The following is an 18,870-nucleotide window of genomic DNA, read 5'->3' on the forward strand; positions in this document are numbered from 1 at the left end:
ACTCTTACATGGTGTAGGTGGGTTTTTCTGAATTAAGTGCTGTCCCCAGCAACTTTATGATTTTATCGTTGACTGTTTCATTCCCCTCAGAAAAGCCAACGCCCACGCCTGGTGGATTTGAATTTTGCGCGCCTTGCGGTGTTATCCATACTACTTTGCCTTCAATGACATCTTCTTCTAATGCATCTGGCAAAGTCACGCGCAGCGATAAAGGCTGCCCCATATCAAAGCGAGAGTTAGTTTTAACAAACAAGCCGCCGTGCTTTAATGCGGGCATGTAACAACGATATAACTCGTCAAAATCTTCAAAATCTAGAAGTAAAACTTGCATAGTGCTCCCCTACTGCAAAGCCTGTTTTAGGGCTGTAAATAACTTAAGCAAGGCTAATTGTAAATTCAAGCCTGGGATCTGTTGATGATCCTTTATAAAGTCAACCAAAGCCTGTTGTGCGACTGTAATCTTTGCGAAGTCAGCACCATCGTATAAAGCTTGCTTTATTCGCCCTTGAACAAAGCGCCCCATTTCATTGACCAATTCTGGCGATTTTATCAATAATTCAACACATTGCGAAACATCCGCCGCATGATTGAGAGTGTCAATACTATGGAATAATTGGTTAATTTGTTCAACTTGACCCGTTTCAAACCAATGCTCAATTTTTAAAGGCTGCGACATAAACAAATTAATCCATGGCTGTTCAGCGTAATCACCTAATTGTTGCATCAACCAAGTCCTAACTTGCGGCTCGGATTGAACCGCTATATCGCTCTTTGCACAGCGACTCACAATCGTCGCTGGCAATTGCGCGACATCATCACAAGTTAAAATCAAAAAGCGTTTTGCGTTTGGCTCTTCAAGTGTTTTTAGCAATGCATTGGCCGCTGAATGCGTCATTTTATGCGCTTGGTGAACAATAACTACTTTGTTGCCACCTTGCTGCGCCGAATGATAGATGAAATCGGCGATTGCTCTTATTTCATCGACACCTATGGTCGCACCCTCAGAGCTGACAAGCAGTTTATCAGGGTGAGTTTGTGCTGCAATTAAGGCACAACTTTTACATTGGCCACATGCCAAAAGCTCTGAAGTATTTTCACACAAGATGGCATCAGCCAGCCCCTTTGCTAATGCTAACTTGCCTACTCCTTGCAACCCAGCAAGCAGCTGAGCATGATGAAAGCGACCCGCTTTAAAGCTCGTATTGAGCTGTTGCCAAGGACGCTCTAACCAAGGCATCATCACAAATTAACCTGCTGATAAAAGTTTTCTAATGCCGCCAAAATATCAGCATGCACTTTATCTATCGCTTGCTCTGCGTTTATGACCACGCAATTCTCATCTGATTCAGCTAATGCTAAATAACGAGCGCGAGTTTTTTCGAAAAACTCAATCGCTTCTAACTCAATTCTATCGAGCTCTCCACGCCCACGTGCGCGTGATAAACCCACCTCTGGTGAAATGTCCAGATATAAGGTGAGATCGGGTTTTAAACCTTGTAATACAATATCAGAAAGACTGTTCAATGTTACTTGAGATAAACCTCTGCCACCACCTTGGTAAGCTTGTGAAGACATGTCATGTCTGTCACCCAGTATCCACTTGTTGGCAGCAAGGCTAGGTCTGATCACATTATGCAGTAACTGCGCTCGTGCAGCGTACATAATAAGTAGCTCAGTTTCACCTGCCACTTCTTCTTCATACTGGTTTTTAACAAGCGTTCTAAGTGCTTCAGCCATTGGCGTGCCACCCGGCTCTCGGGTGTTAATAAAGTCAATTTGCTTATCTGCAAGAAACTGTTGGCAAATTTGCATTGCTGTTGATTTACCAGCCCCTTCAAGGCCTTCAATCACAATAAATTTAGCTGTCATTACTTCTCTTTAAAATATACTGTCTTACGGCCTTATTATGATCCGTTAAGTTTTTAGAAAACTGATGCTGGCCGTTGCCTTTGGCAACAAAATAATAGTAATCAGTTGTATCAGGTTGAGTCGCCGCTATGATTGCCTCTTTTGATGGCATGGCAATGGGTGTTGGCGGCAAACCATTTATTCTGTATGTATTATAAGGCGTATGCTCTTTTAAATCTTTGCGTTTAATATCTCCATCAAATCGTTCTCCCAATCCATAAATTACCGTAGGATCAGTTTGCAAACGCATTTTCTTATTGAGTCGATTAATAAACACTGAAGCGATTTTTTTGCGCTCTCCAGCGTAACCCGTTTCTTTCTCAATGATCGATGCCAATATTAGTGCCTCATAAGCATTTTGCAGTGGCAAATTAGCAATTCGATTTTCCCAAACTTGCGCGAGTTCTGTTTTCATTGCCTCATGTGCGCGTGTCACAATCGACAACGCGCTGTCGTTTGCATGATAAAAATAAGTTTCGGGTAGTAACCAGCCTTCCGCATAGTTAGTCACTTCTAATTGCTCTGAAAGCTTAGCCTCGTCAATATCGTAATCGATGAAATCAGCCGATTTGAGCTTATTGAGGACCATTTTTAAAGTGTCACCTTCAATCACAGTAAAACTAAACTGTTTTTGCTGGCCTTGGTAAATTTTATCAATGGCCTCTAACACGGTTAAGTTTTGTAGCTCATATAAGCCTGGTTTTAGCGAGGTATTCGCAGGGTATAACTTGGTATATACTTGCAGTGCAAAACACGAATCAATATTACCTTTCGCTAACCACTCATTACAAAGTCGATGAACACCTGTACCTCGTTTCACTTCGAACAACTCAGGGATATTTGTCAGTTGTAACTGCTTAAAGTGTGTTATTTGCTGTTGAATGAATACGGCAGCGATTAACATCAAGAGCATAAAGGCTACGGTTATCTTCTTAAGCATATAAGGAACTCATTAAACTCTGTTTGACGATTAAAGCTGCTTCAAGCTCAAACTGTTTTGTATCTAATTGAATAATTGGCACTAACTCCATCAAACTATTACAAGTAAACAACGCGTCCATATCAGTCCAAAAGCCGATACTCTCTTCAACTTCAGTAATGAGATTTACTTGCTGTAATGCACTTAGGTAAACACCTTTTATACCTGCCTTAGACAATTTTGGCGTAAAAAACTCACCATTTTTAAAACCAATCAAGTTTCCAGCTGATGTTTCAATTACTTGATTATTAATGTCTAACACTATCACATCATGGCTATCAGTAAACTGCTTGGCATCTTGTTTGATCAGCACTTGTTCAAGTCTATTTAACGTTTTTAAGCCAGCCAACAATGGCTGATGACCAAGTTTTACGTTTGAAGTACTTACTTTGATCCCATGACTCTGCCAATCAGCATAATGCGTAGGAAAAGGAAGCACGGAAACAATTGCATTGAGGCTTGGTTCATCAGGGGCTAGGTAACCACGCCCTCCTTCACCTCTGGTGATAACCACTTTTAATACGGCTAATTCATGCCCTATTACATGCTTTTCACACTCGGATTGCACCTGTTGCCAATCAATTTTTGGAAAATGGAGTGCTTTAGCACATGATTGCAGGCGTGTGAGATGTAAGTCCCAGAGTTGGACTTTACCTGATTTAATGGCTGCTGTAGTAAAAAAGCCATCGCCATATTGGAAGCCGCGGTCTTGAGGTGTGATTGTGGTTGTTATTTTTAAACTCATTTTAATCACAAAAAAGCCCGGCATTGCCAGGCTTTCTTTATTAGTTTGTCGCCGTATTTAAGGATTATACCTTTTTAAATAGCAACGAGCCATTGGTTCCACCAAAACCAAATGAGTTACATAAAGCATACTCAAGTTTTGCGTCACGACCTGTATGCGCAATATAATCTAGATCACACCCTTCGTCTGGGTTATCTAGGTTAATAGTCGGTGATACCTTTTGGTCGTGTAACGATAGCGCTGTGATAATTGACTCAACAGAGCCCGCAGCACCGAGTAGGTGACCCATCATTGATTTAGATGAACCAACCATCACTTTATCAGCAGCCGCACCGAAGATAGACTTAACCGCTTGCGTTTCAGCTTTGTCGCCCGCATGCGTTGAAGTACCATGTGCGTTGATATAGCCCACTTCTGCAGCATTTACACCCGCGTCTTTAAGGGCATTCTCCATCGCAAGTGCCGCACCTGAACCATCTTCAGGTGGTGACGTCATGTGGAATGCATCGCCACTCATACCAAAGCCAACTAGCTCAGCATAAATTTTTGCGCCGCGTGCTTTTGCATGTTCGTACTCTTCAAGTACCATCACGCCCGCACCATCCGCAAGTACAAAACCATCACGGTCTTTGTCCCAAGGACGAGAAGCTGCTTGTGGATCATCATTGCGTGTTGAAAGTGCACGTGCTGCACTAAAACCACCCATACCAATTGGTGTAGATGCTTTTTCCGCACCGCCTGCAACCATCGCATCTGCATCACCATAGGCAATCATGCGCGCGGCATGACCGATGTTATGCAAACCGGTTGTACAAGCAGTAACGATTGAAATATTTGGACCTCTCAAGCCATGCATGATAGACAAGTGACCAGAGATCATATTGATAATTGTCGAAGGTACATAAAACGGTGACAGCTTACGTGGGCCACTATTGAGTAGTTTTACATGGTTTTCTTCGATTAATGTTAAACCACCGATACCTGAACCTACAGCTACACCTACACGTGCTGCATTTTCGTCAGTGATTTCAAGACCAGAGTCTTTTAAAGCTTGAACCCCTGCTGCAACACCATATTGGATAAACAAGTCCATTTTTTTGGCTTCTTTCTTCGGCATGTACTCAGTGACATCAAAGTCATTGATCAGACCTGCGAATTTAGTTCCAAAATTTGTGGTATCAAAGTGCGTGATGTTAGAAATGCCACTTTGGCCTTCTAGTAAGCCTTGCCAGGTTGATGCAACATCATTGCCTAGCGGCGTCAACATACCTAAGCCAGTTACTACGACTCGACGTTTAGCCACGGTTTCCTCCAAAAGGGATTGATTATTTTTATGAGGGGGTAGAAAAGACTAAGGGCAGCGAATGCTGCCCCAAGTGATACGTTTGATTACTCAGCGTGAGCAGTAACGTAGTCGATCGCTGCTTGAACAGTAGTGATTTTCTCTGCTTCTTCGTCAGGGATCTCAGTGTCGAACTCTTCTTCTAGAGCCATTACTAGCTCAACAGTGTCTAGAGAGTCAGCACCTAAGTCGTCTACGAAAGACGCTTCGTTTTTAACTTCTTCTTCTTTAACACCTAGTTGCTCAACAATGATTTTCGTTACGCGTTCTTGGATATCGCTCATTCTTCTTTCCTTTATTAAAACGCATTTGCGTTATTTTCAGATTGCGGCGTAGTGTACGGCGCATAATTCTGTGTTTCAAGGATTTGCTCAGATATTTTGATCTGGTCAAACCTGTTATAAATTAATTTATACTTTTATCGCTTATTTTAATAGCAATTTCAAGTAAGATTGCAGCAAGATCACAAAAAATTAATTGAATCTTTTTTATGATCTACAGCAATTAAACCATGTACATCGCACCATTTACGTGCAAAGTCTCACCTGATACGTACGCAGCCGCATCAGACGCTAAATAACATACAGCAGCCGCGATTTCTTCAGGCTGGCCTAAACGACCTGCAGGTACGTTAGCAAGCGTTGCTGCTTTTTGATCATCAGTTAGCTCGTCAGTCATGTCAGTTTGAATGAAACCTGGTGCTACAACGTTTACTGTAATACCACGAGAAGCGACTTCACGTGCTAGAGATTTAGAAAAACCAATTACACCCGCTTTTGCAGCTGCATAGTTTGCTTGACCTGCATTACCCATTGTGCCCACAACAGAACCAATGTTAATGATACGACCAGCTTTTTTCTTCATCATAGGACGAAGAACCGCTTTAGAAAGACGATAGATAGAGCTTAAGTTGGTATCGATGATGTCATTCCACTCATCGTCTTTCATACGCATAAGTAGATTGTCACGTGTGATACCTGCGTTATTAACTAGCACGTCAATATCACCAAAATCAGCTTTAATTGCCGCTAATGTTGCTGTAATTGAATCAGCATCAGTCACGTTCAGCGCGTAACCTTTGCCGTTTTCGCCTAAATATTCACTAATTTTTTCAGCGCCAGACTCGCTTGTCGCAGTACCCGCAACAATCGCACCTTGTGCAACTAATGCATTAGCAACAGATTTACCGATACCACGGCTTGCACCTGTTACTAAAACAATTTTACCTTCTAATGAAAATAGATTGCTCATTCTTTATCTCTTCTTATTTAGCAGATTCAATTGCTGTTGCATCGTTCACAGATGCACATGCAATTGACTTATCAATACGTTTAACTAAGCCACTCAGTACTTTACCTGGGCCGAATTCATAACTTTGTGTAATTCCAAGCTTTGCAAGTTCTTGAACTGTTTCAGTCCATCGCACTGGGCTGTAAAGCTGACGTACTAGTGCACCTTTAATCGCTGCCGCTTCTGTTTCAATGGCAACATCAACGTTGTTGATCACGCTTGATTTCGGTGCATTGAATGCAAGAGCTTCTAAATCAGCAGCCAGTTTTTCTGCTGCAGGCTTCATTAGTTCACAGTGAGAAGGCACGCTTACAGCCAGTGGAAGTGCGCGTTTTGCGCCCGCTTCTTTACAAGCCTCAGACGCTTTTTCTACCGCTTCTTTGTGACCCGCAATAACAACTTGACCAGGAGAATTGTAGTTAACAGGTGCAACCACTTGCTCACCCGAAAGCTCAGCACAAATTGCTTGGATCTTGTCATCATCAAGACCAATAATAGCAGCCATTGAACCTACGCCTGCTGGAACAGCTTCTTGCATGTAAAGACCACGGTTCTCAACCAACTTTACGGCTTCAGCAAGGCTTACTACACCTGCACACACCAAAGCTGAGTACTCACCTAAGCTGTGACCAGCTAGAACAGTCTCAACTTCTGCATTGTTTGCTAACCACTCACGGTAAACTGCAACACTCGCAGTTAATAATGCTGGTTGTGTACGATGAGTTTGATTTAGTTCTTCAGCTGGGCCATTAACAACAAGATTTGCTAGGTCATAACCAAGCGCTTCTGATGCTTCTGCAAATGTTGCTTTTACAATTTCTGATGATTCAAGTAACTCTGTAAGCATGCCAACTGCTTGTGAGCCTTGACCTGGGAATAAAAGTGCAATTTTCTGTGACATATAATGCTCTTTATAATAATAGTTATGCCACCCTCACCCCAAGTCAGTGATTTTCGAGGGACGATGGCGAGTGTTCTTCATCTAATGCAATTTGTTCGAAGGTCGCTTCTATTTTTTCAGGAACTTGTTTTTCAACTTCTCTGATGGCTTCTTCGATTGCAGCAAGAAACGCCTTGTTCGAAGCATTTCCGTGACTTTTCACAACAATACCACGCAATCCTACCAGACTTGCACCGTTATACTGGTCGGGGTTCACCCTTCTATAGAGTTTTTTTATGATTGGACTGAGTAATACGGCTAATAATCGGTAGAAAAAACGTTTTTTCAACGCTTTTGTAAACTTATACATAATAAGTTTAGCAATACCTTCACATGTTTTTAGAGCGACATTTCCCACAAACCCTTCACAAACGACAACATCGGCTTTACCAGAAAACATATCACTGCCTTCACAAAATCCTGTGTAGTTAATATAAGGTGTTGCCTTCATCATATTCGCGGCTTCTTTAATTGTGTCATTGCCTTTAATGTCTTCAGAGCCAATGTTAAGCAGACAGACTTTCGGCCTATCACCTTTACAGGTCTCACCGGCAACAATACTGCCCATAATGCCAAACTGAAATAACGTTTGAGCATCACAATGCACATTAGCACCTAAGTCCAGTAAATAAACAGGTTGTTTTTTTTCTGTAGGTACAGCAGAAATGAGTGCTGGTCGTTTGATGCCCGGGAGCATTTTTAACACAAAGTGTGCAATTAACAACAGTGCACCAGTATTGCCTGAACTAACACAAGCTTGTGCTTGCTTGTTTTTTACTAAATCCAAAGCAACACGCATTGAAGAGTCTTTTTTGTTACGAAGTGCTTGTGCAGGTTCGCAGTTGTTAGAAACCACTTCACTACAGTGCTTAATAATCAATCTCGGATGTGTGTTTGCTTTATGTTTTAATAGAGCATTAGAAATGAATTTTTCATCGCCACAAAGGAGCAATGTAAGATTGGGGTATTTATTTACCGCAGAAATGGCGGCTGGAATAGATGAACGGGGGCCGTAATCGCCCCCCATCATATCTAACGCAATGGTTAGATGAGTCAGCATAAAAGCAATCTCTTATTTAGAAATTACTTTTTCGCCTTTGTAGTAACCATCAGCAGTCACGTGGTGACGAAGATGAGTCTCACCAGAAACCTGATCTACAGTTAGAGCTGGTCCACTGATTGCGTCGTGTGAACGGCGCATGCCACGTCTTGCGCGAGACTTTTTGCTTTTTTGTACAGCCATTAGCCTTCTCCTAAGAATCTTTCTTAAGTTGTTTTAAAATTTCAAATGGATTTGGTTTGCTCTCTGTTGCGACTACTCCACCAAAGCTCGCAGGCTCTTCGGAATAAGCGCAAGATGCTTCGTCGTGAGTTGGCACTATAGGAATCGCTAAAATAAGCTCGTCTTCTATAAGTTGACGAAGATTTATTTCACCTTCTTCATCCAGTTCAACCACATCGTAGCAATCAGGAAGATGGTCCGACTCATCACCCGCTTTAACCGGTGAATAAGCAAAGTCATGTTCCAAATCCAACCCTAAATCTCCATTACAACGCTGACAAATAACGGTCAGATGTGCACGGAAAGAACCGCGAATTACAACCAACCCTTGTTCATCATTACTGCAATGAATGTCTACCGCTATTTCACCAGTTTGATCTTGCACAACTTGCTCTAAGCGAGAAAGTTCTTCAAGCTGAACAACGCCGTCATAACTAAGTCTGCGTTGAGCTGCTCTGCAAGGATCAAGAGTGATGGGAATTTTCACCTTTTGCATAGGGGCTGCATCATATAGATAGTTAATGTTTTAGTCAAAATAAAAATCAAAGTTTCCTTTGTTTTTCGCTCTATTGCGCCCTATTCTAGCGCTATTGGTATTTTGACAACTAAGTGTTTATGAAAACTCCTCTTATTTTAGCGTCAAGCTCGCCATTTAGGCAGCAAATTTTAAAAAAATTAAACCTTCCTTTCTCATCATTTTCACCTGATGTTGATGAAAGTCATTTATGCGATGAGTCGCCTGTAGAATTAGTGTCTAGGTTAAGTGTGTTAAAAGCAAAAGCAGCCAATGACAAATTCAAAGAAGGCTTGGTGATTGGCTCAGACCAAGTAGCTGTTCACGACGGAAAAATACTTGGTAAACCCCATACAAAAGAAAATGCCATCAAACAGCTGCAAAGTTTTAGTGGTAATAAAGTGAAGTTTTTAACCGGATTGTGCCTATACGATATAGCAACGAACCGATATGAAGTCATTGTTGAACCGTTCAACGTTCATTTTAAGAAGTTAACTCTCGCACAAATCGAGGCATATTGTGATGCTGAAACGCCCTATCAATGTGCTGGCAGCTTTAAAAGCGAAGGTTTGGGGATTTGTTTGTTTGAAAAATTAGAAGGCAGCGATCCAAATTCATTGATTGGGCTGCCATTAATTAGATTAACCGAGTTATTAGCTCGCTTTGACGTCGATGTGTTGCTCAGCCAACAGAAAAGTATGTAAGTCAGTTAGACTGTCTAGTACTGTCAGCGCTTGCGTTTTTTCAAGCGCTGCTCGAGTTGCTGCACCATGGGTCAATCCAACCGCTGCAATACCCGCTTGCTTGGCCATTTCAATATCTAATAATGAATCACCAATCATAATGGCATCTTCAGCAGCCACACCTGTCATCGCTAAAATTTGATTTAACATATCAGGATTTGGCTTCGACTGCGCTTCATCAGCTGTTTTAGTGGTAACAAAGTATTCTTCTGTCGATGTTTCAGCCATTAAGCGGTTTAACCCTGTACGAGATTTACCGGTCGCAACTGCCAGTTGCACCTGACTCGCAGCTAAAGCATCTAATAAATCATTTGCTCCTGTAAATAACGGCGTAGGTGTATCATCCCCTTCTTTATAAACCGTTTTATAAGCTTGAGCTAACGCTTCCCACTTATCTTCATCGTTTGGAAACAGCTTTGCAACCGCGGTCGGTAAAGATAAACCTATAATAGATTTAGCAGCATCATCGGTCGGAATTACCGCATCACAGTGCTTGGCTGCAAGTTTTAAAACATTCACAATTTTTGGCACTGAATCCATTAAAGTGCCATCCCAATCAAAAATAACAAGCTCGAACTGCATTACTTTGCTCTTAATGTTTTCAAAGCATTATTTAATGCTTTATCTAGTGGTGCCTCAACATGCATGGTTGTTTCATGTTTCGGATGCAAAAAGCGAAGATCATGGGCGTGTAAGAATAAACGGCTCAGTCCCATTTCTCTCATACGGCTATCGAAAACTTGGTCGCCATACTTATCATCACACGCAATAGGATGGCCTTTACATTGAGTGTGAACACGAATTTGGTGAGTTCGACCTGTCACTGGCGATGCTTGTACCAACGTGCAACCCGCAAAACGCTCAAGTACTCTAAAACGAGTATGAGATGCTTTTCCCTGCTCTTCATCTACTCGAACAACACGTTCGCCTGACTGTAGGGTATTTTTTCGAAGTGGCTCGGTAACATTTTTAATTTTTGCTGCCCACTCTCCCACTACTAATGCCCAATAGTTTTTCTCCATGGTTTTTTCACGCAGCTGCTCGTGGAGTCCTTTTAAAATAGAACGCTTTTTTGAAATCAGAAGACAACCTGATGTATCTCTGTCTAAACGATGCACCAGCTCTAGGTTTTTCTCTTGGGGCCTTAAAACGCGTAACGCTTCAATTAAGCCATAACTCAAACCACTTCCGCCATGTACAGCCATACCTGAAGGTTTATTGATCACGATTAGATATTGATCTTCAAATAAGATTGCATCTTCTAAAGCTGATATTTTATCCAAGTTTTTTGGTACAAACTCTTCACGTTCAGCCACTTTAATGGGTGGAATACGAATTAAGTCATCCATTTGCAATTTATAAACAGGCTTAACGCGCTTTTTATTAACTCTTACCTCTCCCTTACGAAGGATTTTATAAATTGCACTTTTAGGCACCCCCTTCAAATGGGCCACTAAGAAGTTATCAATTCTCTGACCTTGCTGATCTTCAGTTACGGTTACAAAGCTGACTTTTAAAGGAGATTTTTCTGACATTGCCTAATCACTGATTTGAGTAATAATTTAGTTGCTATCACGACGTTATTAATGGGATAATCGACGCGCAATTTTTTTTGCGAAACTGCTTTTTATCGCAAAGACAACAATCGTGATGCACATCATGGGTGACGATCATACAGATAGCAGCTTGGATTTCCAAAGCTTTTGTCACCCGAATAACACGTGCCTTTAGCTCACTTCGATGCGCGTAACAGATCGCAGTGAAGGCTAAGCATGATTAAAAAAGAAAGCAAAAATAGAAATAAATGTCTGATTGCGTAAGTAAAAGCCAAAAACGAGATAAAACTTATTCACTAAGAAGCGCCCTTACCGTGCGAATAAACTGGTAGTGATAACCGTCACCGTGCGCTTAAAAAATAAGTTGTAAGAATATTCCATTGACCCCAGTCGTGAGACTGCATCATTAAATATGGGGCACTCGTCAGGTCCACGCTTTGCACATCAGACTCGACTTAATTTGAAAGTAGAGTTAACAATATGAAACGTATGCTGATCAATGCTACGCAGCAAGAAGAAATGCGCGTCGCACTGGTTGACGGTCAGAAATTATATGACTTAGATATCGAAAGTCCTGGCCACGAACAGAAAAAAGCCAATATTTACAAAGGTAAAATCACTCGAATCGAACCATCTCTAGAAGCAGCATTTGTTGATTACGGTGCTGAGAGACACGGTTTCCTTCCTCTTAAAGAAATCGCTAAAACTTACTTCCCAGAAGGTTACACATTCAATGGCCGCCCTAACATCAAAGATGTGATCAAAGAAGGCCAAGAAGTTATCGTTCAGGTTGATAAAGAAGAGCGAGGCCAAAAAGGGGCTGCTTTAACAACATTCATCAGTGTTGCAGGTAGTTACTTAGTCCTAATGCCGAACAACCCTCGTGCAGGTGGCATTTCTCGCCGTATTGAAGGTGACGAGCGAATTCAACTTAAAGAAGCGCTAAGCAGATTAGATTTACCAAAAGGCATGGGACTTATTGTTCGTACTGCGGGTGTTGGAAAATCATTTGAAGAACTAGAGTACGATTTAAAAGCACTTCTTGTTCATTGGGATGCAATTCAACAAGCTGCTGACAGTGGTAAAGCACCATTCTTAATTCACCAAGAAAGTAATGTAATTTTCAGAGCAATTCGTGATTATTTACGTCGCGACATTGGTGAAATTTTAATTGATAAAGCCCGTGTTTTTGAAGAAGCTAAAGCTCATATCGAGCGCTTCCGTCCTGACTTCATCAACCGCGTTAAACTTTATCAAAACGACGTACCACTATTCACGCATTACCAAATCGAAAGCCAAATTGAATCTGCTTTCCAACGTGAAGTGCGCTTACCTTCAGGTGGTTCAATTGTCATTGACCCAACTGAAGCACTAACATCAATTGACATCAACTCTTCAAAGGCGACCAAAGGTGGCGACATTGAAGAAACCGCGTTAAATACTAACCTTGAGGCGGCTGATGAGATTGCGCGTCAATTACGTTTGCGTGACTTAGGTGGTCTAATTGTTATCGATTTCATCGATATGACACCGCCTCGTCATCAACGTGAAGTTGAAAACCGTCTAAAAGATGCTGTACGTCCGGACCGAGCGCGTGTACAAATTGGTAAGATTTCACGCTTTGGCTTACTCGAGATGTCACGTCAACGTCTTCGCCCTTCATTAGGTGAAGCGAGCCAGCATTCATGCCCGCGCTGTAGTGGCCAAGGTACAATTCGCTCAAACGAATCTATCGCCCTTTCTATCTTACGTTTAATCGAAGAAGAAGCGATTAAAGAGAATACTGCACAAGTTAATGCGCAAGTACCAGTTGCAGTAGCAGCATACTTGCTTAATGAAAAGCGCAAGTCTGTTCATCGTATCGAGAAACGTCATAACTGTAATGTATTCATCATTCCAAACCAGCATTTAGAAACACCTCACTATGAAGTGGTTCGTTTGCGCAAAGATGAAACACCAGAGACGGCAAGTTACGAGCAAATTGTTACACCTGAACCTGAAGTAATCGAAGTTGCTGTCAGCACAACCCCTAAAGAAGAGCCGGTACTTAAAGGTGTTGTTATGCCTTCTGCACCAGCGCCTGCACCTCAGCCTGCGGCCGTTGCTCCTAAAGCAGAAGAGGTTAAGTCTGAAGGGTTATTAACGCGCTTAGGTAATTGGTTAAAAGGCCTGTTTTCATCAGAGGAAGAACCTGAAAAGACAGAAACAGAGAACAAAAGCCAAGAACGTAAACCACGTCGCAATAATGATAATCGCCGTCGCAATCAGCAGAAGCGTCGCAATCACAAAAAACGTGATGATGCCCAAGCTAAAGACAACTCTGAAAGCAAAGACCAGAATGAGAAAAAAGAAGGTCAGGAAAATCGCAATAAGCGCCGTCGCCAAAATACGCGTCGTCGTCCTGACAGTCGCTCTAACAAAGAAGCTGATGAAAAGCAACAAACTAATACTGAAGAGACTGCAAATGCTGAAGTTCGCGTAAAACCGAGACGTCAGCGTCGTAATCTTCGCAAAAAAGTACGTATTGCTGATCAAGAAGCGGCTATTGAAAATCAAGATAGTAACAATACAGCTGAAGGTTCTAAGTCTGAAAATGCTGCTGTTTCTCAAGAGCAAATCCAAGTTAAAACTCAGAATGAGGAAAAAGCTACACGTTCTGAAACAAAACGTGCTGAGAAGCCTAAAAAAGCAGCTCAAGCAGAAAATAAACCTGTAGAGGCTGTGTCTGAAGAAGCAACTCCAGTCCCGGAAGTGACAACTGAATCTGTCGAGCAAGGTGAAGAAGCACCGAGAACACGTTCTCGTCGCTCTCCTCGTCACCTTCGTGCAGCAGGTCAGCGTAGAAGAAAACCTGAATCTGCAGAAAAAGAGCAAGAGCCTGCATTCGTTCCTGTTGCAGACCAAGCTGCCGCAGAATACGAAGCAGAGCTTAAAGCTAAGCAGGTAACTGAAGAGATTGTTGATTCACCGAAAACAGAAGAGATTGTTGAAGTAGCTGAAACGCCTAAAGCAGAAGAAGCTATTGCAGTAGCTGAAGCACCTCAAGCAGAAGAAGCTGTTGCAGTAGCTGAAGCACCTCAAGCAGAAGAAACTGCTGCAGTAACTGAAGCATCTCAAGCAGAAGAAGCTGTTGCAGTAGCTGAAGTATCTCAAGCAGAAGAAACTGTTGAAGTAGTTGAAGCACCTCAAGCAGAAGAAGCTGTTGCAGTAGCTGAAGTACCTCAAGCAGAAGAAACTGTTGAAGTAGCTGAAACACCTAAATCTGAAGAATCTGTTGAAGTGGTTGAAACGCCTAAAGCAGAAGAAACTGTTGAGGCAGCTAAAGCGCCTAAAACAGAAGAAACTGTTGAAGTAGTTGAAGCTCCTAAAACTGTTAACACTTTGTCAGCACTACCTCGCGTTCGTTTCCATGCCAATGCGTCAGCGCCAATGACGAAAGCACAAAGCAGTGATGAGATCGATGCATTTGAAATGCCATCTGCGATGCCTTTAGAACAACGTATGCCTACCCATAACTCAGGTATGTCTGCGGGCTCTAAAGCACCATCGGCGAGAGCCAGTGCCGACATGGCATCTCCTGCTCAAGTTGACTAAGTATCACTACTGACTAAAAAAGGCTGCAAATGCAGCCTTTTTTGTTTTTTGTTTTTTGTTTTTTGTTTTTTGTTTTTTGTTTTTTGTTTTTTGTTTTTTGTAAAATACTAAAGTCTATCAACTACGTATAGCTTCTCTTTCTCAAGCACCTTATGAATGTACTTTCTAGTTTCGTCATAAGGTAAATTTGCGCTTAATACTTCTAAAACACGCTCAGGAGACATAGAGTTAATGACTTTGCTGGCATTGCGAATACTTCTAGAGCCATCGCTGTTAAAAGCCCTCGCTACATTCCCGGCTCCTGTATTATAAGCCGCTATCATGCAGTACTTTCTGCTTAAAGGATCTGAAATATGTTTTAAGTAGCGTTTATCTAGTAAATGCAAATAAGCCGAGCCCGCTTCTATATTATTATCAGAAACGTATAAATATGGCGCTGACATTGGCGCGTCAATATCATACAAGAAACGATTCACATCAATACCCGCACTTGTCGGCACAACTTGCATTAAACCAAAAGCAGGAATATGCGACTTCGCCATTGGATTAAAATGACTTTCGGTATGCATCACAGCCAGTATCGTTGCAGGAGGTAACTCAAATCGTGCACTTTGCTTTTTTATCGGCTCAAGGTATTTCTCTGCACGCTGTGATACCTGATTGCTTTTAGGTAAGGTAATTACAAATTCAGTAATAAGCGTGTTCTTTGGTGCCTCAGAGATAATTTCTGGCACACTCTTTTTAAGAGTAAGCATACGCTTTTGTTCTAACTGTTTTAAGGCTGCTTTATCTTTTTCTAAAGATTTAAGCGATTGTTTATTACCATTTTCATTAACAAGTTGTTCATCATACTTTTTATCAAGCGCTTGTTGCTGAAGACGCGTTTGCTTCTTTATCTCTTGTAATGCCTTCTTCAATGCCTTAGCTTGAGATTTTTTATCAATCTTTGTGGTGTCTGCTTGTTTAAAATCTCGCTCATCTAAAGATGCAGGCGCATGGTTATAAAACTCTTGTAATAGTGATTGTTCAGAACGAAGAAATTTCTGAAATAGTGCTTCTACTTCGTGTTTTTTAGGTGCGATACCCGCCTTATGCTTAACACTCAAAGTGAGCGTATTATTCTCAAAATCAACATTCAGTCTAGCTGAATCATCCTCAGAATAACTCACAAACTGATTTTGGTTTGTTACTTGCGCATCACCCCAAGATTTTAACAGCTTATCCCTGAACTTATCATACTCAGCCATTTGCGTTTCAACATAGCGGTTAAAATCTTTTAAGTGCTGCTGTTTAAACGCCTCAAATTCAGATAAGTTGTTTTCTTGAGAAGGCTTTTGCTCTGCCTGCCAAGACTGCATGGCTTTATCGAGTTCAGTATAAAGATTAGAAGGCGTAGCTTGCACCTGCAGTGCTAAAATAGGGGATGCTGCTAATAGCATTAATTGACGTTTCATTTACTTGTCCTCAATGACAAAAAAGCGCATCGAATGATGCGCTTAGAATTGCTTTAGTTTGTTAATCTAGCAATTTCCTTTTCTAAATCCTGCTCTGCTTTGAACGCTTTAAATTCCTGATATAAAAACTGCTCATCTTGTGGATCAATTTTAAGCTTTGTTTCTTGCACTAAGTCTTGAAATAGTGTTTTTGTCAGTTCAGGAGACAAAGTCGTCAATGCACAAAAATAATCTTTGCCGGCAATATCAACAATATCTGCTTTAACCACGCGAGAGCCACGTAGGGTTTGTTTTGTTAACTGCTTAGAGACCGAACTAAAAGTTGAGCCCACAGTTGTTTTATCATTTGCATCAACACGGTTAGCAAAAGTTTTATCTAAACCTTCAATACGTGTTTCAATTTGTTGCGCCAATGCCAAGCGTGCATTTGCAACTGCCATTTTTTGATCTATCGAGATATTACCTGAGTACTTAATACAATCAGCAGCTGCAATACCATTTTCAACAACAGGGTTTAAAACCCAATCAGGTACATTTACACGAGAGCTTGATGCCGTGTTGTCTGATGTTGAACTACACGCTGATAGCATACCTGCCATGAACACTGATGCAATTAGTGGTTTAACTTTCATCTTGGTTTCCTTTATAGCCTAAAGCAATGTTAGAGTTACTGTAGCAAAGTTAATCAAGCTAAACAGTAATAAAGTGTAAAAACACCATTTAACAATTTTACACTTTCAAATGTTACTTTTTTTATTTAACTTACTTGGTTATAAGTTACTATATTCTTTATTTATTTTCAGTGCAAAGGATGTGTCTTTGAAGGTATTTCATTTTTTCCCATTAAAACAACTTTTTGTTTGCTGCCTAGCGCTTATATTTCTATCAGGTTGTAATACCATTCATGCTAACAAAAGCGCCATCTTGCAAATAGAACAGGGGCAATTTACTCAAGCAAAGCAGACTATAAAACAAAACTATTCGTCTGTGGGTCGAGATAGGCTTCTCCACGAATTAGAACTTGCGACTATTCTTCATCTAGAGAAAGATTACTTACAAAGTAATCAGCATTTAGAGAGAGCTAAAACACACATCGAATCGTTTTACACGATTAGCGTATCTGAGCAAGCCTTAGCAATGTTAAGTGGGCCCAGTTTTGCCAACTATGAAGGCAAAAACTATTATTTACCCCTGATACATTATCTGAAAGCGTTGAACTTTAATTCACTCGCTCAACTTAACCCGAGTATGCGTGAAACCTATCTAGATTCGAGCCAAGTTGAAATGCGACAGCTTGATGTTTACATGGAAAATTTAAAGTCTGAAACCGGTGGTTACAAAAAATCTGAACAAGAAGATGAAGGCTCTCTTACCGATATTATATATGACATTTTAAAACCAATCGCGGCACCTGAAACGCTTTTAGAAAACATTGAATATAAAGACGATGCTTTCATTCATTTATTCAGTGGTTTACTAAGCGAACAAAATAACGATTTAGATGCTGCTAGATTGCAGTACCAGAGGGCCGCTCACGCATATGAAAATGGCTTTACTAAGCAATATGGGTTAGCTGATACAACCGAAAAACTTGCACTAAAAAACTTGGCGAGAACGATGAAGTTAGCAGGTGGATACCGTTCAGAGTTGCAGACCCTACTAAATAAACATACCTCTCTTGAAGTGCCCGAAGGTACACAAGTTACGATTATCCAAAACCTAGGGATTGCACCTGAAAAAAAGCAGTTGAACTTTATGCTAAGAGCTGAAGCCCGATCAAAAGCCTTGGTGATGTACCCTATTTTTATTGGCTCAGAACAAGAAAAGCGTGAGCAACGACTTTGGTTTCAAATGCTTTATGCCGATACTAGCCTATTTGACTTAATGCAAAATTACATACTCGGTGATGTAAGTGATGTACTGTTAGGGACCATGACTAAGCGGATCCCATTAGGCTCTTTATGGGATGAAGCTGAAGATATAGGTCTAATTGATGCTCTTGAATACGGGGGCAGGATCTCAGTAAGTTATTTAGCACCGCCCAAATTACCGATCCGTAAGACTGAAATTTGGCAAGGCAATAAAAAACTAGCCGACCTAGAGCAGTTTCATTCAATAAGTCAATTAGCCTTACAAAAGGCCTTGATTGATGCACAATCTGAAATCCGTATCGCATTTACGCGAGAAATCGTCAAAGCCTTAACCGCCCGCAAAGCGATGCAGGTAGCCGGCGCAGATCAAAACAATCTATTAGGTAGCTTCGTGAAAATTGCTTCAACCGCAGTGAACGCAATTACCGCATCGGCCGACACAAGACAATGGCAGTCATTGCCTGCACAAATCAGGCTAGCTCAGTTTTCACTCGAGCCCGGGCTACAAAATTTAACAATAAAAACCACCCTAAACTCGGGACGAGTGATACAACAATCGGCTAACATAGACGTACAAGGTTCAATGACTGTTTGGCATACGCGAACTTTTTTAAATGCCGCACCAACGGTTAATGCTCTATAAATGGAAAAC

General features: G+C 41.3%; 19 protein-coding genes. 3 read left to right on the forward strand and 16 right to left on the reverse strand.

All coding sequences use genetic code 11. The annotated features are described in order from the left end of the window. Positions 1-4: 4 nt before the first annotated feature. The 12 genes from C1E24_RS13115 to yceD all read right to left on the reverse strand — a co-directional run bounded on the left by C1E24_RS13115 (position 5) and on the right by yceD (position 8,982). Positions 5-331, reverse strand: a complete 327-nt coding sequence (locus C1E24_RS13115) for a PilZ domain-containing protein (RefSeq protein ID WP_058030124.1) — start codon at positions 329-331, stop codon at positions 5-7. 9 nt (positions 332-340) lie between these two features. Further along, on the reverse strand, positions 341-1,240 hold the full coding sequence (gene holB / locus C1E24_RS13120) for a DNA polymerase III subunit delta' (RefSeq protein ID WP_138482127.1): 900 nt from the start codon (positions 1,238-1,240) through the stop codon (positions 341-343). Beyond that, complete coding sequence (gene tmk / locus C1E24_RS13125) at positions 1,240-1,869, reverse strand: dTMP kinase (protein WP_138482129.1); 630 nt, start codon at positions 1,867-1,869, stop codon at positions 1,240-1,242. Before tmk ends, holB begins: the two co-directional genes overlap by 1 nt. Continuing rightward, positions 1,859-2,848: an endolytic transglycosylase MltG gene (gene mltG, locus C1E24_RS13130; RefSeq protein ID WP_138482131.1), complete on the reverse strand. Its 990-nt coding sequence runs from the start codon at positions 2,846-2,848 to the stop codon at positions 1,859-1,861. Before mltG ends, tmk begins: the two co-directional genes overlap by 11 nt. After that, positions 2,841-3,632, reverse strand: a complete 792-nt coding sequence (gene pabC / locus C1E24_RS13135; RefSeq protein WP_171040893.1) for an aminodeoxychorismate lyase — start codon at positions 3,630-3,632, stop codon at positions 2,841-2,843. The genes mltG and pabC overlap by 8 nt, the downstream gene beginning before the upstream one ends. A gap of 64 nt (positions 3,633-3,696) precedes the next feature. Continuing rightward, entirely contained in the window at positions 3,697-4,935 is a 1,239-nt protein-coding gene (fabF, locus tag C1E24_RS13140; RefSeq protein ID WP_138482134.1) for a beta-ketoacyl-ACP synthase II, read from the reverse strand. Between the two features lie 86 nt (positions 4,936-5,021). Continuing rightward, complete coding sequence (gene acpP, locus C1E24_RS13145; protein WP_058030130.1) at positions 5,022-5,258, reverse strand: acyl carrier protein; 237 nt, start codon at positions 5,256-5,258, stop codon at positions 5,022-5,024. Positions 5,259-5,478: 220 nt separating this feature from the next. Further along, positions 5,479-6,225, reverse strand: coding sequence for a 3-oxoacyl-ACP reductase FabG (gene fabG / locus C1E24_RS13150; protein WP_138482136.1), 747 nt, complete (start codon positions 6,223-6,225; stop codon positions 5,479-5,481). A 13-nt stretch (positions 6,226-6,238) separates the two neighbouring features. After that, complete coding sequence (gene fabD / locus C1E24_RS13155) at positions 6,239-7,165, reverse strand: ACP S-malonyltransferase (RefSeq protein WP_138482138.1); 927 nt, start codon at positions 7,163-7,165, stop codon at positions 6,239-6,241. Between the two features lie 43 nt (positions 7,166-7,208). Then, positions 7,209-8,264, reverse strand: coding sequence for a phosphate acyltransferase PlsX (plsX, locus tag C1E24_RS13160; protein ID WP_138482140.1), 1,056 nt, complete (start codon positions 8,262-8,264; stop codon positions 7,209-7,211). A 12-nt stretch (positions 8,265-8,276) separates the two neighbouring features. Then, the gene (gene rpmF, locus C1E24_RS13165; protein ID WP_058030134.1) at positions 8,277-8,447 is read right to left on the reverse strand and encodes a 50S ribosomal protein L32; all 171 of its coding nucleotides are present in this window, start codon (positions 8,445-8,447) and stop codon (positions 8,277-8,279) included. Positions 8,448-8,457: 10 nt separating this feature from the next. Then, positions 8,458-8,982, reverse strand: coding sequence for a 23S rRNA accumulation protein YceD (gene yceD / locus C1E24_RS13170; RefSeq protein WP_138482142.1), 525 nt, complete (start codon positions 8,980-8,982; stop codon positions 8,458-8,460). Positions 8,983-9,101: 119 nt separating this feature from the next. Here yceD and C1E24_RS13175 point away from each other — a divergent pair, with 119 nt between their 5' ends. Continuing rightward, positions 9,102-9,704 carry a Maf family protein gene (locus C1E24_RS13175; protein ID WP_138482144.1) on the forward strand — a complete coding sequence of 201 codons (603 nt, stop codon included), beginning with the start codon at positions 9,102-9,104 and terminating at the stop codon, positions 9,702-9,704. Here the strand turns inward: C1E24_RS13175 and C1E24_RS13180 are convergent. Next, a complete protein-coding gene (locus C1E24_RS13180) occupies positions 9,654-10,325 on the reverse strand; it encodes an HAD-IA family hydrolase (protein WP_138482146.1) in 672 nt (223 codons plus the stop codon). The genes C1E24_RS13175 and C1E24_RS13180 overlap by 51 nt on opposite strands. Continuing rightward, complete coding sequence (gene rluC / locus C1E24_RS13185; protein WP_138482156.1) at positions 10,325-11,278, reverse strand: 23S rRNA pseudouridine(955/2504/2580) synthase RluC; 954 nt, start codon at positions 11,276-11,278, stop codon at positions 10,325-10,327. The genes C1E24_RS13180 and rluC overlap by 1 nt, the downstream gene beginning before the upstream one ends. Before the next feature lie 501 nt (positions 11,279-11,779). On the opposite strand from rluC, the gene rne reads away from it, so the two are divergent. Continuing rightward, positions 11,780-14,893 carry a ribonuclease E gene (rne, locus tag C1E24_RS13190; protein WP_138482158.1) on the forward strand — a complete coding sequence of 1,038 codons (3,114 nt, stop codon included), beginning with the start codon at positions 11,780-11,782 and terminating at the stop codon, positions 14,891-14,893. Positions 14,894-15,000: 107 nt separating this feature from the next. Here rne and C1E24_RS13195 read toward each other — a convergent pair whose 3' ends face one another. Next, the gene (locus C1E24_RS13195; RefSeq protein WP_138482160.1) at positions 15,001-16,347 is read right to left on the reverse strand and encodes a transglycosylase SLT domain-containing protein; all 1,347 of its coding nucleotides are present in this window, start codon (positions 16,345-16,347) and stop codon (positions 15,001-15,003) included. Between the two features lie 53 nt (positions 16,348-16,400). Further along, entirely contained in the window at positions 16,401-16,979 is a 579-nt protein-coding gene (locus C1E24_RS13200; RefSeq protein ID WP_138482162.1) for an LPP20 family lipoprotein, read from the reverse strand. 292 nt (positions 16,980-17,271) lie between these two features. On the opposite strand from C1E24_RS13200, the gene C1E24_RS13205 reads away from it, so the two are divergent. Next, positions 17,272-18,861, forward strand: coding sequence for a hypothetical protein (locus tag C1E24_RS13205; protein WP_240722017.1), 1,590 nt, complete (start codon positions 17,272-17,274; stop codon positions 18,859-18,861). Positions 18,862-18,870 lie beyond the last annotated feature (9 nt).

The organism is Pseudoalteromonas phenolica (genome assembly GCF_005876835.1).
Lineage (GTDB): Bacteria > Pseudomonadota > Gammaproteobacteria > Enterobacterales > Alteromonadaceae > Pseudoalteromonas > Pseudoalteromonas phenolica_B.

Excerpts from the sequence above, each read along its gene's own strand:
- plsX (WP_138482140.1), bottom strand. The coding sequence starts at position 8,264 with ATGCTGACTCATCTAACCATTGCGTTAGATATGATGGGGGGCGATTAC.
- pabC (WP_171040893.1), bottom strand. The coding sequence starts at position 3,632 with ATGAGTTTAAAAATAACAACCACAATCACACCTCAAGACCGCGGCTTC.
- rluC (WP_138482156.1), bottom strand. The coding sequence starts at position 11,278 with ATGTCAGAAAAATCTCCTTTAAAAGTCAGCTTTGTAACCGTAACTGAA.
- C1E24_RS13195 (WP_138482160.1), bottom strand. The coding sequence starts at position 16,347 with ATGAAACGTCAATTAATGCTATTAGCAGCATCCCCTATTTTAGCACTG.
- fabD (WP_138482138.1), bottom strand. The coding sequence starts at position 7,165 with ATGTCACAGAAAATTGCACTTTTATTCCCAGGTCAAGGCTCACAAGCA.
- yceD (WP_138482142.1), bottom strand. The coding sequence starts at position 8,982 with ATGCAAAAGGTGAAAATTCCCATCACTCTTGATCCTTGCAGAGCAGCT.
- fabG (WP_138482136.1), bottom strand. The coding sequence starts at position 6,225 with ATGAGCAATCTATTTTCATTAGAAGGTAAAATTGTTTTAGTAACAGGT.
- acpP (WP_058030130.1), bottom strand. The coding sequence starts at position 5,258 with ATGAGCGATATCCAAGAACGCGTAACGAAAATCATTGTTGAGCAACTA.
- C1E24_RS13180 (WP_138482146.1), bottom strand. The coding sequence starts at position 10,325 with ATGCAGTTCGAGCTTGTTATTTTTGATTGGGATGGCACTTTAATGGAT.
- holB (WP_138482127.1), bottom strand. The coding sequence starts at position 1,240 with ATGATGCCTTGGTTAGAGCGTCCTTGGCAACAGCTCAATACGAGCTTT.
- rne (WP_138482158.1), top strand. The coding sequence starts at position 11,780 with ATGAAACGTATGCTGATCAATGCTACGCAGCAAGAAGAAATGCGCGTC.
- C1E24_RS13175 (WP_138482144.1), top strand. The coding sequence starts at position 9,102 with ATGAAAACTCCTCTTATTTTAGCGTCAAGCTCGCCATTTAGGCAGCAA.
- mltG (WP_138482131.1), bottom strand. The coding sequence starts at position 2,848 with ATGCTTAAGAAGATAACCGTAGCCTTTATGCTCTTGATGTTAATCGCT.
- rpmF (WP_058030134.1), bottom strand. The coding sequence starts at position 8,447 with ATGGCTGTACAAAAAAGCAAAAAGTCTCGCGCAAGACGTGGCATGCGC.
- C1E24_RS13115 (WP_058030124.1), bottom strand. The coding sequence starts at position 331 with ATGCAAGTTTTACTTCTAGATTTTGAAGATTTTGACGAGTTATATCGT.
- tmk (WP_138482129.1), bottom strand. The coding sequence starts at position 1,869 with ATGACAGCTAAATTTATTGTGATTGAAGGCCTTGAAGGGGCTGGTAAA.
- C1E24_RS13200 (WP_138482162.1), bottom strand. The coding sequence starts at position 16,979 with ATGAAAGTTAAACCACTAATTGCATCAGTGTTCATGGCAGGTATGCTA.